General features: G+C 59.3%; 15 protein-coding genes. 2 read left to right on the top strand and 13 right to left on the bottom strand.

Annotated features, from left to right (window positions below; translation table 11 throughout):
- The first annotated feature begins 21 nt into the window (after positions 1 to 21).
- Together xseA and VCA57_RS16730 are read left to right on the top strand one after the other, a co-directional pair.
- On the top strand, positions 22 to 1,401 hold the full coding sequence (gene xseA, locus VCA57_RS16735) for an exodeoxyribonuclease VII large subunit (protein WP_411186209.1): 1,380 nt from the start codon (positions 22 to 24) through the stop codon (positions 1,399 to 1,401).
- 66 nt (positions 1,402 to 1,467) lie between these two features.
- A complete protein-coding gene (locus VCA57_RS16730) occupies positions 1,468 to 2,292 on the top strand; it encodes a peptidoglycan DD-metalloendopeptidase family protein (RefSeq protein ID WP_411186208.1) in 825 nt (274 codons plus the stop codon).
- Between the two features lie 23 nt (positions 2,293 to 2,315).
- Here VCA57_RS16730 and VCA57_RS16725 read toward each other — a convergent pair whose 3' ends face one another.
- The 13 genes from VCA57_RS16725 to cpaB all read right to left on the bottom strand — a co-directional run bounded on the left by VCA57_RS16725 (position 2,316) and on the right by cpaB (position 14,748).
- Entirely contained in the window at positions 2,316 to 3,152 is an 837-nt protein-coding gene (locus VCA57_RS16725) for a CAP domain-containing protein (RefSeq protein ID WP_411186233.1), read from the bottom strand.
- Between the two features lie 144 nt (positions 3,153 to 3,296).
- Positions 3,297 to 3,773 (bottom strand): hypothetical protein, encoded by a 477-nt coding sequence (locus VCA57_RS16720; protein ID WP_411186207.1) that lies wholly within the window; start codon positions 3,771 to 3,773, stop codon positions 3,297 to 3,299.
- 251 nt (positions 3,774 to 4,024) lie between these two features.
- Positions 4,025 to 4,435 (bottom strand): HPF/RaiA family ribosome-associated protein, encoded by a 411-nt coding sequence (locus VCA57_RS16715; protein WP_411186206.1) that lies wholly within the window; start codon positions 4,433 to 4,435, stop codon positions 4,025 to 4,027.
- A gap of 238 nt (positions 4,436 to 4,673) precedes the next feature.
- Positions 4,674 to 5,435, bottom strand: coding sequence for an ABC transporter permease (locus VCA57_RS16710; protein ID WP_411186205.1), 762 nt, complete (start codon positions 5,433 to 5,435; stop codon positions 4,674 to 4,676).
- Positions 5,432 to 6,361 (bottom strand): ABC transporter ATP-binding protein, encoded by a 930-nt coding sequence (locus VCA57_RS16705; protein ID WP_411186204.1) that lies wholly within the window; start codon positions 6,359 to 6,361, stop codon positions 5,432 to 5,434. The genes VCA57_RS16710 and VCA57_RS16705 overlap by 4 nt, the downstream gene beginning before the upstream one ends.
- Positions 6,362 to 6,473: 112 nt before the next feature.
- Entirely contained in the window at positions 6,474 to 7,160 is a 687-nt protein-coding gene (locus tag VCA57_RS16700; RefSeq protein ID WP_411186203.1) for a TadE family protein, read from the bottom strand.
- A complete protein-coding gene (locus VCA57_RS16695) occupies positions 7,160 to 7,612 on the bottom strand; it encodes a tetratricopeptide repeat protein (protein WP_411186202.1) in 453 nt (150 codons plus the stop codon). The genes VCA57_RS16700 and VCA57_RS16695 overlap by 1 nt, the downstream gene beginning before the upstream one ends.
- On the bottom strand, positions 7,594 to 7,953 hold the full coding sequence (locus VCA57_RS16690) for a DUF192 domain-containing protein (RefSeq protein ID WP_411186201.1): 360 nt from the start codon (positions 7,951 to 7,953) through the stop codon (positions 7,594 to 7,596). The genes VCA57_RS16695 and VCA57_RS16690 overlap by 19 nt, the downstream gene beginning before the upstream one ends.
- On the bottom strand, positions 7,950 to 8,828 hold the full coding sequence (locus VCA57_RS16685; RefSeq protein ID WP_411186200.1) for a type II secretion system F family protein: 879 nt from the start codon (positions 8,826 to 8,828) through the stop codon (positions 7,950 to 7,952). The genes VCA57_RS16690 and VCA57_RS16685 overlap by 4 nt, the downstream gene beginning before the upstream one ends.
- Before the next feature lie 4 nt (positions 8,829 to 8,832).
- Positions 8,833 to 9,690: a type II secretion system F family protein gene (locus VCA57_RS16680; RefSeq protein ID WP_411186199.1), complete on the bottom strand. Its 858-nt coding sequence runs from the start codon at positions 9,688 to 9,690 to the stop codon at positions 8,833 to 8,835.
- Positions 9,687 to 11,339 (bottom strand): ATPase, T2SS/T4P/T4SS family, encoded by a 1,653-nt coding sequence (locus tag VCA57_RS16675; protein WP_411186198.1) that lies wholly within the window; start codon positions 11,337 to 11,339, stop codon positions 9,687 to 9,689. Before VCA57_RS16675 ends, VCA57_RS16680 begins: the two co-directional genes overlap by 4 nt.
- Before the next feature lie 13 nt (positions 11,340 to 11,352).
- Positions 11,353 to 12,801: a type II and III secretion system protein family protein gene (locus tag VCA57_RS16670; protein ID WP_411186197.1), complete on the bottom strand. Its 1,449-nt coding sequence runs from the start codon at positions 12,799 to 12,801 to the stop codon at positions 11,353 to 11,355.
- Between the two features lie 63 nt (positions 12,802 to 12,864).
- The gene (cpaB, locus tag VCA57_RS16665; RefSeq protein WP_411186196.1) at positions 12,865 to 14,748 is read right to left on the bottom strand and encodes a Flp pilus assembly protein CpaB; all 1,884 of its coding nucleotides are present in this window, start codon (positions 14,746 to 14,748) and stop codon (positions 12,865 to 12,867) included.
- Between the last annotated feature and the right edge of the window lie 37 nt (positions 14,749 to 14,785).

The raw sequence follows: 14,785 nt of genomic DNA, 5'->3' as shown, positions 1-14,785 counted from the left end.
CTGGGCTTATCATGCCGCCCCATGATCAAGGACCCCTTTGCGCGCCTGAACCTCGACCGTGAGGTGCTCAGCGTCAGCCAGCTCAACAACCGCGCTCGCCTGCTGCTCGAAGATGTATTCGGCGGTATCTGGGTTGAAGGCGAGATATCCAACCTGGCCAAGCCGGCGTCTGGGCACATTTACTTCACTCTGAAAGACAGCCAAGCCCAAGTGCGCTGCGCGTTGTTCCGGCAAAACGCCGCCAAGGTGCGCCAAGCCTTGCGTGATGGCTTGGCGGTGAAAGTGCGCGGCAAGGTCTCGTTGTTTGAAGGTCGTGGCGATTACCAGCTGATTCTCGACGCCGTTGAGCCGGCCGGCGACGGTGCGCTGCGCCTGGCGTTCGAGGCATTGAAGGAAAAACTCAGCGCTGAAGGTTTGTTCGCAGCCGAGCATAAAGTCGCTCTGCCGCCCCACCCGAAACGCATTGGCATTATCAGCTCGCCAACCGGCGCGGTAATCCGCGACATCATCAGCGTATTCCGCCGCCGCGCCCCGCAGGTCGAACTGACCCTAATCCCTACCGCTGTGCAAGGCCGCGAAGCCACCGCGCAGATTGTCCGCGCCCTCGGCATCGCCGATGCAAAAGGCTTCGATGCGCTGATCCTGGCCCGTGGCGGCGGCTCGCTGGAAGACCTCTGGTGCTTTAACGAAGAACCGGTTGTCCGCGCCATTGCTGCCTGCGTTACGCCCATCGTCAGCGCTGTAGGCCATGAAACCGATGTTTCCATCGCGGATTTTGTCGCCGACATCCGCGCGCCAACGCCCTCGGCCGCCGCTGAGTTACTGGCCCCCGACAGCAGTGAACTGGTGCAGCGCCTGCATAACCTCCAGCGCCGTCTGAACCTGCGCATGCAACACCGCCTGGAGCGCGAACGCATGCGCCTGGACGGCTTGCAGCGGCGCTTGCGCCATCCGGGTGAACGCCTGCGCCAGCACGCCCAGCGCGTGGATGACCTGGACATGCGCCTCAGCCGGGCCTTTGAGCGCCAGCTGAAGAACCGCCGCGAGCGCCTAAGCCATCTGCAAACCCGACTGCTCAGCCTGCACCCCGAGCGTAACCTCAAGCTGCTCGACCAGCGCTTGCAAGCCCTAAACGAACGCCTGCAACGCAGCATGCGTGAAGGGCTTAAAGCGCGCCGCCTGCAGTTGCATAGCCAGGTACAAACGCTGCATGCGGTCAGCCCGCTGGCGACCCTCGGCCGTGGCTACAGCATCTTGCTCGATGAGCGCGGCCGTGCCATCCGCAACGCTGCCGACACCCAGCCAGGGCAACGCTTAAAGGCACGCCTGGGCAACGGCGAGTTGGATGTACGGGTCGAAGACAATCATGTGCAGCCGGTCACCCTCTCGCTGCTCGACTGACCCACAACACGCTGGATGAAAAAAGCGTCAGCTACGCGCCCCGATCCACCCGACACAAGGATACTCATGCGTTTTTTCTCGGTCCTACTGATTACCTTGCTCGCCCTGCCAGTCCACGCCGAGGGTTTTATCAGCCGGCTGTTAAATAAACCGGTGCCCGGTGGTGTGGCGGTCGTCGATCTGGGTACGGGAGAAACAGCACCCACTGTGCGTTATCAGGACAAACCGGTATTGGTGATCAAAGAAGATCAGCAACGCTGGATCGCCATTGTCGGCATCCCGCTGAGCGTGAAGCCCGGCGCGCAACACGTCAGCGTCAACGGCAACCAAACGCTGAACTTCCAGGTAGGTAGTAAGCACTACGTGGAACAGCGCATCACCATCAAGAACCAGCAACAGGTCAACCCGAACGCGGCCAACCTCAAGCGCATCCAGCGCGAACTGGCCGAACAGACCCGCGCCTATCGACAATTCAGTGCCCGCCAGCCGAGCAATCTGCTGCTCGATAAACCGGTCAACGGGCCGCTTTCCAGCCCCTTCGGTTTGCGCCGTTTTTTCAACGGTGAAGAACGTAATCCGCACTCCGGCTTGGACTTCGCGGCCAACCGTGGCACGCCGATCAAAGCGCCAGCCGCAGGCAAGGTGATTCTACTTGGCGACTACTTTTTTAATGGCAAAACGGTATTTGTCGACCATGGCCAAGGGCTGATCAGCATGTTCTGCCACCTTTCTGCCATCGATGTGAAGCTCGGTGATGAAGTGGCGCGTGGCGGCGTACTCGGCAAGGTCGGTGCGACCGGGCGCGCAACCGGGCCGCACCTGCACTGGAACATCAGCTTGAATGATGCGCGCGTTGATCCGGCGATCTTTATCGGTGCCTTCAAGCCCTAAGCATTGCTTAGGGCAGCAAGCGCTTATGGCGCGCCAAACATCGCGGTCCAATAAATTCCCGCATCGCTTTTCGGGTCGTTGGCATAAGCCGCGCCCAATTCGCTGAACTGGGGACTCATCAGGTTGGCGCAGTGACCGGGGCTAGCCAACCAGCCGTCCACCACCTTGCGGCTGGTATCCAGCCCGGCGGCGATGTTCTCGCCGATACGCTGGCCGCTGTAGCCGGCCAATTCCGCACGGTCGCCAGGGGTACGGCCGTCACGATCCAGATGATCAAAGAAATTGGCATTAGCCATAGCGCGACTGTGGGCTTCGGCGGTGCTGCCCAGCGTGGCATTCCACGTCAGCGGCGCTGCTGCCGCAAAGGTCTGACTGCCGCACTGGCGCGCACTCCCACGTGCTTGGTTGATCTGCTCCAGCAGCTTCTGACCTTCCGCCTGCCAGTCGCCCAAACGCGCAGTCAGTAACGGCCGCGCCAACAGAATGCGCCATTCACGGTCCTGCTGATTGACGCCAATATCGACAAACTGCGGGTCCAGGATGATGTTGCAAAAGCTCTCCTGCAGCACCTTCAGCGCAGCCGCCGCATCGCGCGGCCCGGACAGGCTGATGGCCTGAACATTGACCATGGGATAACCGGCAGCAGTCATCGCCTGCTGCAAATCCCCCGAACGCCCAACCGGCTGCACCAGGCGAGAATCGGCGCTCAGCGGTGGCAACTCGGCGGAAGCCTGCTCGCCACAGCGCTGTACCTCACTGCGGTAACTGTTGATCAAACCAACAAGTTGCGCGTTATCAGCGGCCTGCGCACTGGCGGCGCAGAGCAATCCGAAAATCAAGGCGGCGAACGCCCGAGTCATCAACCTACTGCTCATATAATCCCTCGACCTGAAATACCCACTCGGCGGGCGTACAACTTCGGTCCAGCGATCTTGGCGTACCTTGCGTGCTGAAACCAGCCCATTAGGCGCACAGGTTCATCTCAGTCGTTGCGTAGAGGTCTCTCAGACATAGACGCTAACGCCACCCCGCGCCTGCAGCCAATCACGGTAGGTGCTCAGTGATTCAGTTTGCTGGTCGCCGTTATAGCCCACAAAACTGTCGGTATTTTCCAAGCCGGCGTCGAGCAGTTTATCCACCTGCGCCAGCAGCTTGGCCGCATCGTCACGGTCCATGTCAGCAACATCCGGCAGGGTAATGCGCGAGTCGCTACTGGTTTTCTGCTCGTCAACCGGACGATAGCGGTCACTGGCAATGCTGTTACTGGCCGAGCTGCTTTCAGCGTTCATGGCACGCAGCAGACCGCCGCGACTATTGGCCACCAAGCCACTGGCATAGCGCCGAATTTCCGCAAGAGGGTCTTGCGCCGCAGTACTGGTCTTTTCACTGCTGCTGCCAGTCTCTGCAGTATTCGCAGTTGTGGGCTTGGCTGTGTTGGCGAAGTAGCTCGCCAGCGGCGAGCTGTTGGTGATAGTGGTCATGGTAATTCCCTGCTATTAATCAGCTAGCAGGGTCATAGCAGGATGTGGGCCAAACTGCTGCAAACCAATAGAACCGCGCCTCATGCCAACTTCCCACCAATCAAAGCGGAAACACTTTGCCGCTACTGGCCGGCCGTTGCCGCCCTCGCGACGCTCAGCACACCCTTAAAACGACAGCGCCCCCACAGAGTTCTGCGGGGGCGCGAGCTAGTGATTATCAGTAGCCAGCCTAGCCGGCTACTTGTATGGCGTTATACGGCGCGCATTTGCTCCTCTTCGAGGAAGTCCGCACGCAGTAGCGCATCCTGTCCGATGTCGGCCGCATCATCGGCCTGCAGTGGAGTGGCACGTTTGCTACGCAGTTTGCCAAATTGATGTTCAAGGGCGTGGTGCAGTTTCTCGATGGAGCCGTCGATGGCTTGCTCCAGAGACTCGGCCTTGTGCGTAACAGAAATCGGCTGCAGGCCCTTTGGCCGTGCTTCGATCTGGCAGCGCTTGTCATACGCACCAGCTTTGGCACCGTTGTCGTCATGCAAATGGACAACAATACGAGTCAATTCGTCATCAAAGCGCTCTAGCTTAGAGCCAACACTGGCACTGACCCACTCAACCAGTCGTGCACTGCCTTCGATGTGGTTATCGCTGTGAACTTGGATTTGCATAAAGCTTTCCTTCTTCAACCGTTCGCGAATTCGTTGCCTACCAAGGCAACGACTCCAGCCTACGCCATGGTGCCCCCCTTTAGGCAAGCACCAAAATGTAGCGATTAAGAAAAAACGTCTAAAACAACAACTACAACTGCGCTACAACCCTTGCCTGGTGCGCACTCCAGCGGTACGCCGGCAAATCAAACAAATCTTTTCGGCGCGGCTTTTTCTCACTGCAGCGCACTGATTTTGCTTAGCTTTTAAGCCGATAACCGGTTTTGAAGATAAAGCCCACAACCAGAATGCACAGCAGCAGAAAGCCGAAAGTCATCGCCAGGCTCAGGCCGATATTGACGTCCGATACGCCGTAGAAACTCCAACGGAACGCGCTGATCAAGTACACCACCGGATTGAACAGCGTTACGGTCTGCCAAGCCGGTGGCAACATGCTGATCGAGTAGAACGCGCCACCGAGGAAGGTCAGCGGCGTGACGATCAGTGCCGGCACGATTTGCAACTTTTCCCAGCCATCGGCCCATACGCCGATGATGAAACCAAACAGGCTGAAGGTCAGTGCGGTTAGCACCAGAAACGCCAGCATCCAGACCGGATGAAGAATCTCGAAATCCACGAACAACCGCGCGGTAATCAGGATCACCAGGCCGAGAATGATCGACTTGGTGGCCGCCGCCCCGACATAGCCGACCAGGATTTCCAGGTATGACACCGGCGCGGACAGCAGCTCGTAGATGCTCCCCGAATACTTGGGCATGTAGATACCAAACGAGGCGTTGGAAATGCTCTCGGTAAGCAGCGCCAGCATGATCAGCCCCGGCACGATAAACGCGCCATAACTGACGCCCTGTACCTGAGTCATGCTGGAACCGATGGCCGAACCGAACACCACGAAGTACAACGAAGTGCTGATGACCGGCGTGGCAATGCTTTGCAGCAGCGTGCGCCAGGTGCGCGCCAGTTCGAACAGGTAGATGGCGCGAATTGCATAGAAGTTCATAGCCGCGACTCCTGCACGAGGTTGACGAAAATATCTTCCAAAGAACTCTGACTGGACTGCAGGTCCTTGAAGTCGATGCCGTGCTGGGCCAGATCCTTGAGCAGCTCGGCAATCCCGGTCTGCTCAGTCTGGGTGTCGAACGTGAAGACCAACGCGTGGCCATCGTCGGTCAATTCCAGCGGATAACGCGCCAACTCGGCAGGAATGCTCGCCAGCGGCTGCTGCAACTGCAGGGTCAGTTGTTTCTTGCCGAGTTTGTGCATCAGCGCCTGTTTGTCTTCCACCAGAATGATCTGGCCTTTGCTGATGACCCCAATCCGGTCGGCCATTTCCTCGGCCTCTTCGATGTAGTGGGTGGTGAGGATGATCGTCACCCCATGCTCACGCAGGGCACGCACCATATTCCACATATCGCGGCGCAGTTCGACGTCGACGCCGGCGGTGGGCTCGTCGAGAAACAGAATCTGCGGCTCGTGCGACAGCGCTTTGGCGATCATCACCCGGCGCTTCATGCCGCCAGACAGCTCGAAAATCTTCGCGTCGCGCTTGTCCCACAGCGACAGGTCCTTGAGCAGTTGCTCCAGGTAGGCAGGGTTAGGCTTCTTGCCGAATAGGCCGCGACTGAATTTCACCGTCGCCCAGACCGTCTCGAACACATCGCTGACCAGTTCCTGCGGCACCAGGCCAATCTGACCACGCGCCGCGCGGTAATCCTTGATGATGTCCTTGCCGCCCACCAGCACTCGCCCACCGCCAGGGTTGACGATGCCGCAGATGATGCTGATCAGGGTGGTTTTACCTGCACCGTTAGGGCCGAGCAGGGCAAAGATCTCGCCCTGGCGAATGTCCAGATCGATATTCTGCAACGCAGGATGACCGCTGGCGTAGGTCTTGCTCAACTGCTGAATAGAAATTACCGACTGCAAGAGACCTCCGAACGTAGAAAAACGCCGATTGTAAAGACATTGCGAGTCAATAGGAGGAATCAGCTGTGCATGCAGCCAATAGCGGCGCGGTGACTAAAACGCTACGGAGCGCCTACAAGCACTGCATTTTGTTAGCACAGGTGGTGCTGTCGCGGATGGCATTGGACTGCATGCGCACGGTGGTTTCGGCGGTGATGACGATGCCGCGCCGGCCGGCTTGGCATATTTGCGCGTACTGCGTGACGGCATTGGCCGAGGCGCCGCTGAAGCTGCCTTCGATAGCCGATTCATTGAAGCGCGAGGCCGCACTCAACAGCCGGTCGACGATGGGTACGGTAAGGGCCAGGCAGTACTGCACGCGAATTTTCAGCAGGTTGGCGTCTTGAATGCCGGTGGCGGGACGGTACATCAGGTTGTCGTTGGGGATGCTGTAGTCGGCTTTTTCGCTGTTCCATTGGCCAAAGCTACTGAAGTCACTCAGGTTCGGGCTGATGCGGGTGATGCGTACATAGTTATCGACCTCACTGCCCGCTTGCAGGTGGGCGCGGGTTTTATCCGCGTCGGTGTCGTGGTGAGTAAACATCGGCGTTAAGCCGCGAATCAGCCCACGGCGTAGGCCGTCGTAACTGGCGCTATTCACCGCGCCCAGGCGGGCCGCCTGAAAGGTGGCGTAGTTGAGGGTGCTTTTCGCCGAGTAGATAAAGGCCGCCTGGATGGTGCCAAAAATCAGCATGATCACCACCGGCGCGACGATCAAAAACTCGACCATGGCCTGGCCATGCTGCTTGGTGGTGAACATTAAGGGGCCGACTGCTGCGGCACGTCGAAGATATCCATGACGGCCTCGGCTTTTCTGGCGATGGGCGCGACCAGCGGGTCGTTGTGGTCGATGTATTTATACATCTCGGCGACGCTATGGCTGACCCCTTCCAGCTGCAGAAAAATCAAGTTGTGCCAGGCCTTGGCATGTTTGGGATCGAGTTGCAGCGCTTGCCGGTAAGCGCTAATAGCTGCATCGATCTCCTGCTGTTTGGCCAGGCTGTTACCTAACCGATAGTGCACATCGGCATCCTGCGGCATGGCGCTGGCAAGGCTGCGAAATCCCGCGCTGGCGGTGACGTAATCGCCCGCTGCGTATGCACTGCTGGCTTGTTTTTGCAGCGCCAACAAATCGGGTTGGCCCATTGGCAAATGGCTACAAGCCGCCTGGCAGAGCAGCACAGCGCAGAGCATTAGCAAGCGGGTAAACATAGATCACCTTCTTCGATGGAGAGCCGCACGGCCTCGCCTGCGGCCAGTTCAATAACGCTGTGCGCATGGCGACACGTAGCCATGCGCCAGGGTTGCAGCGACACAACTCGCTTGATCACGCGGCCTTGCGCATCGAGAAACAGCACGTCGATGGCGTAACCCATAAACCAGCAGTGCACGGCATTGCAGGGCCGCAACCAATGGCCCTGTAATGCGCCGGGACTGGGCCGAGCGAGCAAGCCACGGGCGCGCTGCCAGGGGTTAAACGCTTGGAATACCTGCAATTCAACGAGCAGACGCCCGCCGCGCCAGACCTGTAACGGCCGATAAACCGTGCTCATCCCATGCCCATAAATTTGACCGCAATCGGGAACAGCAAGATCACGAAGGTCAGCGGGAAGATGAACAAGATCAGCGGAATAATCAGCTTCACCGGCGCTTGCATGGCGGTTTTCTCGGCCCGCTGAAAGCGCTCTTCCAGGCGCTGCTGGGCTTGTATCTGCAGGGTCTGCTTGAGGCTGGAGCCCATCTTCTCGGCCTGCACCACGGCACGCACGAAGGTGGCGATGTCCTTCAGGTTGACGCGTTTTTCCATCCGCCCCAACGCCTCAGCCCTGGGCAGGCCCGAGCGAATATCGCGCAGGACGATGCGAAACTCGTTTTTCATCGCGCCACTCGGCCCCTTCTCCACCGCTTGCTGTAATGCACCGAGAAAATTCAGCCCGGCATCCACACACATGGTCAGGTATTCGAGGAAGATCGGCAGGTTACGCACGATGTCGCGGTCGCGGCGTTTGCGCGTATCGCTGATCCACAGCTCGGGCAATACCGCACCCATCAGCGCCATCAACAGCAGCAGTGACCAGATCACCCCGCTTTTGCCACTGAGCATGGGCAGCAGGGCCACAATGGGAAGCAGGATGGCCAACACCAGACTGAGCGCGAAATAATCTTCTGGCGTCAGCACATAGAGCGCCCCGGTACGCTGCAGGCGGCGATCCAGGCGGTCGAGCAGCGGTGCCGGCAAGATCGAACCGATGAAGTAGGCCACCAGGCGCACCAGCGGCCAGATCGGTTTCATCAACGGTGGCACCGGGTCCATGTAGGTGCGGCTGTCGTTCGGCACGAAGCGGAATAACGCGGCAAACAGCAGAATCAGGCACGTCAGTGCGACACCAAAGCCGGCGCTGCTAATCAGGGCGAGTAGTTCGGTCATGGTGCTAAGCATCGATCTGGGTGATTTTTTTGATGAAGGTAAAGCCCAGAATCTCCATCACCACCATGCCGGCCAACACCATCAGGCCCATGCGCGTGGTGTAGAGCTGGCTCATCGCCTCGGGCTCGATAACACTGAGAATGCCGGCCAGAAAGATCGGCAGCATGGCCATGAACAGACCCTGGGCACGGCCCTGGGCGGTCAAGCTGTCGATCTTGCCCTCCATGATTTTCTTACGGCGCAGGGTGGTGGCCATACCGGTGATGGTTTCCACCAGGTTGCCACCCACCTCGCGGCTGATGCGCACGGCCGAGCTGGCCATCACGAATGAAGGCAGGGGCATGCGCTGCTCCATCTTCACCAGGGCATCCTCCAGGCTGACACCAAGGCGCACCTTTTTCATCAGCAGACCAAATTCTTGCGACAGTGGTGGCGGCGATTGCTGCACCAGGTTTTCCAGGGCCATATTCAGGCTGGCACCGGACTGCAGGCTGCTCGACAGCAGCATAAAGGCGTCCGGCAGTTGCTCCTCAAACTTCTGCATGCGCTTGCGCCGCAGCATCTTGAACAGCATGCGCGGCACAAACAGGCTGACCAGCGCACCGCCGGCAGTGATCACCATGATGTGGAACAAGGCATGCAGCAGCAGCGGAATAATCACCAGCAGCATCAGGTTGAGCACAAACAACTGCTGACCACTGGCGAAGATAAACATATCGGCCAGCTCCACTTCGGCATTGGCGCTGAACTGCCGGCGATAAAAACGCATGTTCACCGCGACATTGCGCCCAAACACCAGCACCAGGGCAAAGATGCCAACACCAAAGCAAGCCAGGCAGAACAGCAGCAACAGTGTGTTCATTCTTCTAGCCCCTGTGCGCGGGTGAAGATGCTCATGTCCAACGGCACACCACGGTTACGCAAGGCCTCGTAGAATTCCGGTACCTGCCCCGTGGCCTGGTAACTGCCCTGGATGCGCCCGCCTTGATCAAAGCCGTGCTGGCGAAAGCAGAAAATCTCGTTGAGCTGAATGGTGCCCTGCTCCATGCCGGTCACCTCAGTGATGCTGGTGATGCGCCGCGAGCCGTCGCCGAAGCGCGATTGCTGCACGATCAGTTGCACCGCCGAGGAGATTTGCTCGCGAATGGCCTGCAGCGGCAGGTCCATGCCGGCCATCAGTACCATCACCTCCAGGCGGCGCAGCATGTCCCTCGGGGTGTTGGCGTGGCCGGTGGTTAGCGACCCATCATGCCCGGTGTTCATCGCCTGCAGCATGTCCAGGGCTTCGCCGCCGCGGCACTCGCCGACCACGATGCGATCAGGGCGCATACGCAAGCAGTTGCGCACCAAATCGCGGATGGTCACATGGCCTTTACCCTCCATGTTGGCCGGGCGTGACTCTAGGGACACCACATGGGGCTGAGCCAGCTTCAGCTCGGCGGCATCTTCAACCGTCACCACCCGCTCTTGCGGCGGAATGAAGTTGGAGAGGATATTCAACAAAGTGGTTTTGCCCGAGCCCGTTCCGCCCGACACCACGATGTTCATGCGCTGCTCCACCGCCGTGCGCAGGAAATGCACCATGGGTTCATTGATCGAGCCATAGCGCAGCAGGTCGTCGGTGGTCAGCTTGTGCTGGGAGAATTTACGAATGGTCAAACACGGGCCACGTAGCGCCAGCGGCGGGATGATCGCATTAACCCGTGAACCGTCCTTGAGCCGCGCATCGACCATGGGCGAGCTTTCATCAATGCGCCGGCCCAGCGGCGAGATGATCCGTTCGATAGTCGCCATCACGGCAGCATCGGAGCTGAAGTTGACCGCTGAGCGCACCAATCGCCCGGCGCGCTCGACATAAATATCATCGTGCCGGTTGACCATGATCTCGGTGATGCTCTCATCGGCCAGCAGGTCTTCCAGCGGGCCGAGGCCAACGGCTTCGTCGAGGACAATTTTGTGCAGCATGGCGCAGTCGAGGCCTTTCGGCAGGCGGCTGCGGATCTGCTCCATGATTTCATCGACCAGTTCGGCCAGGCGCGTGCGCACCTCATCATGGGACATGGTTTCCAGGTTCAGGCGGCGCAGGTCCATGGCTCGAAACAGCTCGCCATTGATGTACTTCGACCACTCCATGTAGCTGGTTTGATCGCTCGCGGCGCTATCCACCACCTGCGGCACTTGGAGATCCAGCGGCTGGGCTGATTCGTCCAGCTCGCCACTCAGCGAGCGCACCCGCACCAGATAACCACCAATGCCAATCTGATCGTCTGCGCTCAGTGGGCCATGGCGCTGCACCACCTGGCCATTGACCTCTAGCTCATAGCCTCGGCTGACATCCTCGACAAACAGACCGGCCAGCAATTGCTCGATGCGCGCATGCACCGGCGCGACCTTCCAGCCGCGCAGGCGCAGGATGCAGGTGCGCGCCTTGCCCAGCTCACACTGCTGCGCGGTGCAGGTAACCTTGTCAACGGCTTCGCCGTTGCGGTAGGTGACGTCTAGTTCAAACATGAATGTGCCCCGCTCAATCCAGCAAGCCGTTTTTCAGCACTTCACCAAAGCGCTCCTGCATACGCTCGGCACGCTCCAGCTCATACTGATTAATGTTGCTGGTGCCATCGGTCATCAGTTGCGGGGTAATAAAGATCACCAGTTCGGTCTGCCCGCCCTTGAGGCTCTTGTTGCGAAACAGCGGGCCCAATACAGGCAGCTCCATCAGCCACGGAATACCCTGGTAAGTACTCTGATCCTCGCGGCTAACCAGGCCAGACAGCACTAGGGTTTCGCCTACGCGCAATTGCACTTCGTTATCCGTGCGGCGGGTTTTAAAGGCTGGGTAATCGCCCACTTGGTTGGCTTTGTCCAACTGGCTGACTTCCGCCGAGACCTTGGCCGCGATGCGGTCTTTGCCATAAATTTGCGGAGCAATATTGAGAATGATGCCGAAGTCTTTGTACTCCACCGACGAGCCATTGATGCTGCTGGTGACCACCGGGATCTGCCCGCCCACAGTCAGCTCTGCCAGGCCACCACTGCGCGCGCTCAAGCGCGGCGAAGCGAGGGTCAACGCCGAGCCGTTGCGTTCCAGCAGGTTGATGGTCGAGGTGATATTGGTCGCAATGCCCCAGAAACCCGCCGTGCCGCCCGCAACGCCAACCTGACTGCTACCGCCGGAGGTAGAAAGACCAGCATAAGGACCCTTGATGCTATCGCTCCAACTGACCCCCAACTCTTCAACATCGTCCTTAGAGAATTCGGTGATACGCACATCAAAATAGATCATCGGCGCAACAAACTGCGACATCGGCTGAGCCAGTACCAGCAGTTCAGGGTAGCGCTCGGTGAGCAGTTTGATCCGCTCGATATCGATCACGTTGAGGTCGCCATCGACGACAATTTGTCGCCCCACAGGTTTGATCGAAATGCCCGGAATCTGCCCGAGCATGGCCTGCACTTCCTCCAACATCAGCCCTGAGTCGGCCTTGGTTGCCGCGCCCGTCTGCTCTTCAGCCAAGACCAGTACATTGTCGTAGAACTTAACCGCGTCTTTGACCCGCTGCAGGTCGGTGCTGTAGAGACGGCCTTCCATCACCACCTGCCGCCCGACCGTACGAATGCGCAACCCTGGAATATCGGAAAGCAGCTGACGCAGCTCGCCGACCTGCCGGTAGCCGTTGGCTTTCACCACGACCACCCCGACCTGCTCGCGATGACCATCGTCGAACCACACTTGCACGGTGGTTTCACCCTCGGCTTCGGCGACCAGGACCATCTCCTGATTTTTCAGCAGCGTGGTACTCAGTATCTCGGTGTTGCCCACCGCCAAGCGCTCAATGCCAGGCGCTTCGACTACACGCACGTCGCCTTTGTAGAGCGTAAGTTGCGCCGGCAAGCTGTCGCTGGCGGCAAACACCTGAGTTGCCCCACTCATTAACAGCAACAGCGTCAGCCATTGCACTTTTATCTTCGTCATATCGAGCCCTAGCGTTGCTTATATGCAGCGACTGCTTAGCCGCCGTGCTGGCAGATCAGCGCTTTATTCCAAGCGAATGGTTTGCATCGGTGTGACCCCGCCCTTGCCGGTTCCCCCTGGAATAAACTGCACCAGCCGGCTTGGCGTAGCTTTGCTTTGCGCTTCGTCGCTAAGCGGGTTGTTGCTCGCCACCTGGCGCGGCGGATCAACACTGACGCCGGCGGCGACCACCTTGCCGGAGGCATCCACAACTTTGCCGTCGACTAACCGGCCAATCGCGCGGCCCTGGCTGTCGAGAACGTGGTCCCCCACCACGGTTCCCAAAACCCCGCCATTGGCATCGCGCACAACGTTGCCGCGCTGCACGATCTCCTTGCCCTGGGCATCCACTAACACACTGGCCACCTGGCCAAGCTCTTTGCCGTCAAGACCGAGCGCCTTGCCATCCTTGATCTGCCCCAACACCTGGCCGTTGGCATCCACCACTTTGTTGCCTTGCACGCGGCCAATCACCTTGCCGTTGGCATCGCGCACCACATCAGCCATCTGGCCGATCTCCTGGCCCTGGCTATCGACCAAAATAGTCGCCACACGGCCAAGCGCTTTGCCATCAAGGCCGACCGCCTTGCCATCTTTGATCTGCCCCAGTACCTGGCCGTTGGCATCCACCAGCTGATTGCCCTGCACACGGCCAATCACCTTGCCGTTGGCATCGCGCACCACCTGCTGCTCACGCCCCTGAAACGCCGCACCGGGCTGCGCATTGGAAAGGCTCATATCGACCACATGGCCCCGCGCATCGAGTGCGACATTGCGCTCCACACGCCCCAAAGCCTCGCCGTTAAGGCCGACGGCCAGGCCATTTTTCAGTGTGCCAATGGCCTTGCCCGAGGCATCCACCACCTTGCCGTCGACGATCCGCCCGACCACGTTGCCCTGGGCATCGCGCACCACGTCGGCACGCTCACGTACTCGCAGCAGCGGGTCATTGGCGGCGACTTGCTTGACGATCTGACCTAAGTTCGCCCCGTCGAAACCCACTGCTTTGCCATCGACCAACTTGCCGATAATCTGCCCACTGGCATCGACCACGTTGTCGCCAACGATGCGCCCAAGCAGATTGCCGGCACTGTCGAGCACCACGTCGACCGTTTCGCTTGGCGGCGGCTCAAGCAGGTTGGCCACGGTGACCTGGCCAATCGGGCTGAGGCTGGTGTCTTTCGGGTGGCGTAGCACCGCAACCAGTTCACCGCTCTTCTCCGCCATCTCAACCCGCGCCACCTGCAACGGCGTGAGCATCAGGGTGACGGTGGAGAAATTCATGTTGAAGCCGTCGGCCGAGTTCTGGTCATAGACCGTTTCGTACTTGCGGCCACTGGAATCCTCGCGGCCAGCGGCCAGCAACTCGACGTTTTCCAAGACATTGATGATCACGTCATCGGCATAGTTGGGCTGCTTTTGCAGGCCGATATCGCCGGCGCTGAAGTTGCCGAACAGGTCAATATGATCACCGGGCCGCAGCAGGCCATCGAAGGAGTTGATCTTGCTGATCTTCACCGTTTTGGCGCGTTTGCCCAGCTCGACGTTCTCGGAGAACCGCGACACCGCTGCGCCCTCCACGGCACTCCAGGTAATCGGCTTACCCTTTTGCAGCGGCGTGGTGACCATGCGCCCTTCGAGCTTCTTCCAGTCTTGCGCCAGCACCGCGCCAGACGGAATAAAGGCGGCTGGCACTTCAAGCACGGCGACCTTTTCCTTGCTCATGACCTCGGCTTTGCCAATGTCCAGGCGCGGCACAATCAGCGCAATTTTCTGTTCCACGGCAGGCTTATAGGCCTGGCGGTACTGGTCTTCCTTGTTTTTCAGGTACAGCCAAGCCGCCCCTGTGGCCAAGAGCCCGCAAACCACTGCGATGACGACCAACTTGCTTCCCGAAACCGCCTGCATGCCCACTCCTAAATTAACTAATGCCTTACTCGAACGG

The organism is Pseudomonas sp. (genome assembly GCF_046581935.1).
GTDB lineage: Bacteria > Pseudomonadota > Gammaproteobacteria > Pseudomonadales > Pseudomonadaceae > Aquipseudomonas.
The sequence above is the reverse complement of the archived record's forward strand: the minus strand, read 5'-3'. Positions and strand labels throughout refer to the sequence as shown.

Bases quoted from the DNA above. Each gene is read 5' to 3' on its own strand.
- xseA (WP_411186209.1), top strand. From the start codon at position 22: ATGATCAAGGACCCCTTTGCGCGCCTGAACCTCGACCGTGAGGTGCTC.
- VCA57_RS16730 (WP_411186208.1), top strand. From the start codon at position 1,468: ATGCGTTTTTTCTCGGTCCTACTGATTACCTTGCTCGCCCTGCCAGTC.
- VCA57_RS16725 (WP_411186233.1), bottom strand. From the start codon at position 3,152: ATGACTCGGGCGTTCGCCGCCTTGATTTTCGGATTGCTCTGCGCCGCC.
- VCA57_RS16720 (WP_411186207.1), bottom strand. From the start codon at position 3,773: ATGACCACTATCACCAACAGCTCGCCGCTGGCGAGCTACTTCGCCAAC.
- VCA57_RS16715 (WP_411186206.1), bottom strand. From the start codon at position 4,435: ATGCAAATCCAAGTTCACAGCGATAACCACATCGAAGGCAGTGCACGA.
- VCA57_RS16710 (WP_411186205.1), bottom strand. From the start codon at position 5,435: ATGAACTTCTATGCAATTCGCGCCATCTACCTGTTCGAACTGGCGCGC.
- VCA57_RS16700 (WP_411186203.1), bottom strand. From the start codon at position 7,160: ATGTTCACCACCAAGCAGCATGGCCAGGCCATGGTCGAGTTTTTGATC.
- VCA57_RS16695 (WP_411186202.1), bottom strand. From the start codon at position 7,612: ATGTTTACCCGCTTGCTAATGCTCTGCGCTGTGCTGCTCTGCCAGGCG.
- VCA57_RS16690 (WP_411186201.1), bottom strand. From the start codon at position 7,953: ATGAGCACGGTTTATCGGCCGTTACAGGTCTGGCGCGGCGGGCGTCTG.
- VCA57_RS16685 (WP_411186200.1), bottom strand. From the start codon at position 8,828: ATGACCGAACTACTCGCCCTGATTAGCAGCGCCGGCTTTGGTGTCGCA.
- VCA57_RS16680 (WP_411186199.1), bottom strand. From the start codon at position 9,690: ATGAACACACTGTTGCTGCTGTTCTGCCTGGCTTGCTTTGGTGTTGGC.
- VCA57_RS16675 (WP_411186198.1), bottom strand. From the start codon at position 11,339: ATGTTTGAACTAGACGTCACCTACCGCAACGGCGAAGCCGTTGACAAG.
- VCA57_RS16670 (WP_411186197.1), bottom strand. From the start codon at position 12,801: ATGACGAAGATAAAAGTGCAATGGCTGACGCTGTTGCTGTTAATGAGT.
- cpaB (WP_411186196.1), bottom strand. From the start codon at position 14,748: ATGCAGGCGGTTTCGGGAAGCAAGTTGGTCGTCATCGCAGTGGTTTGC.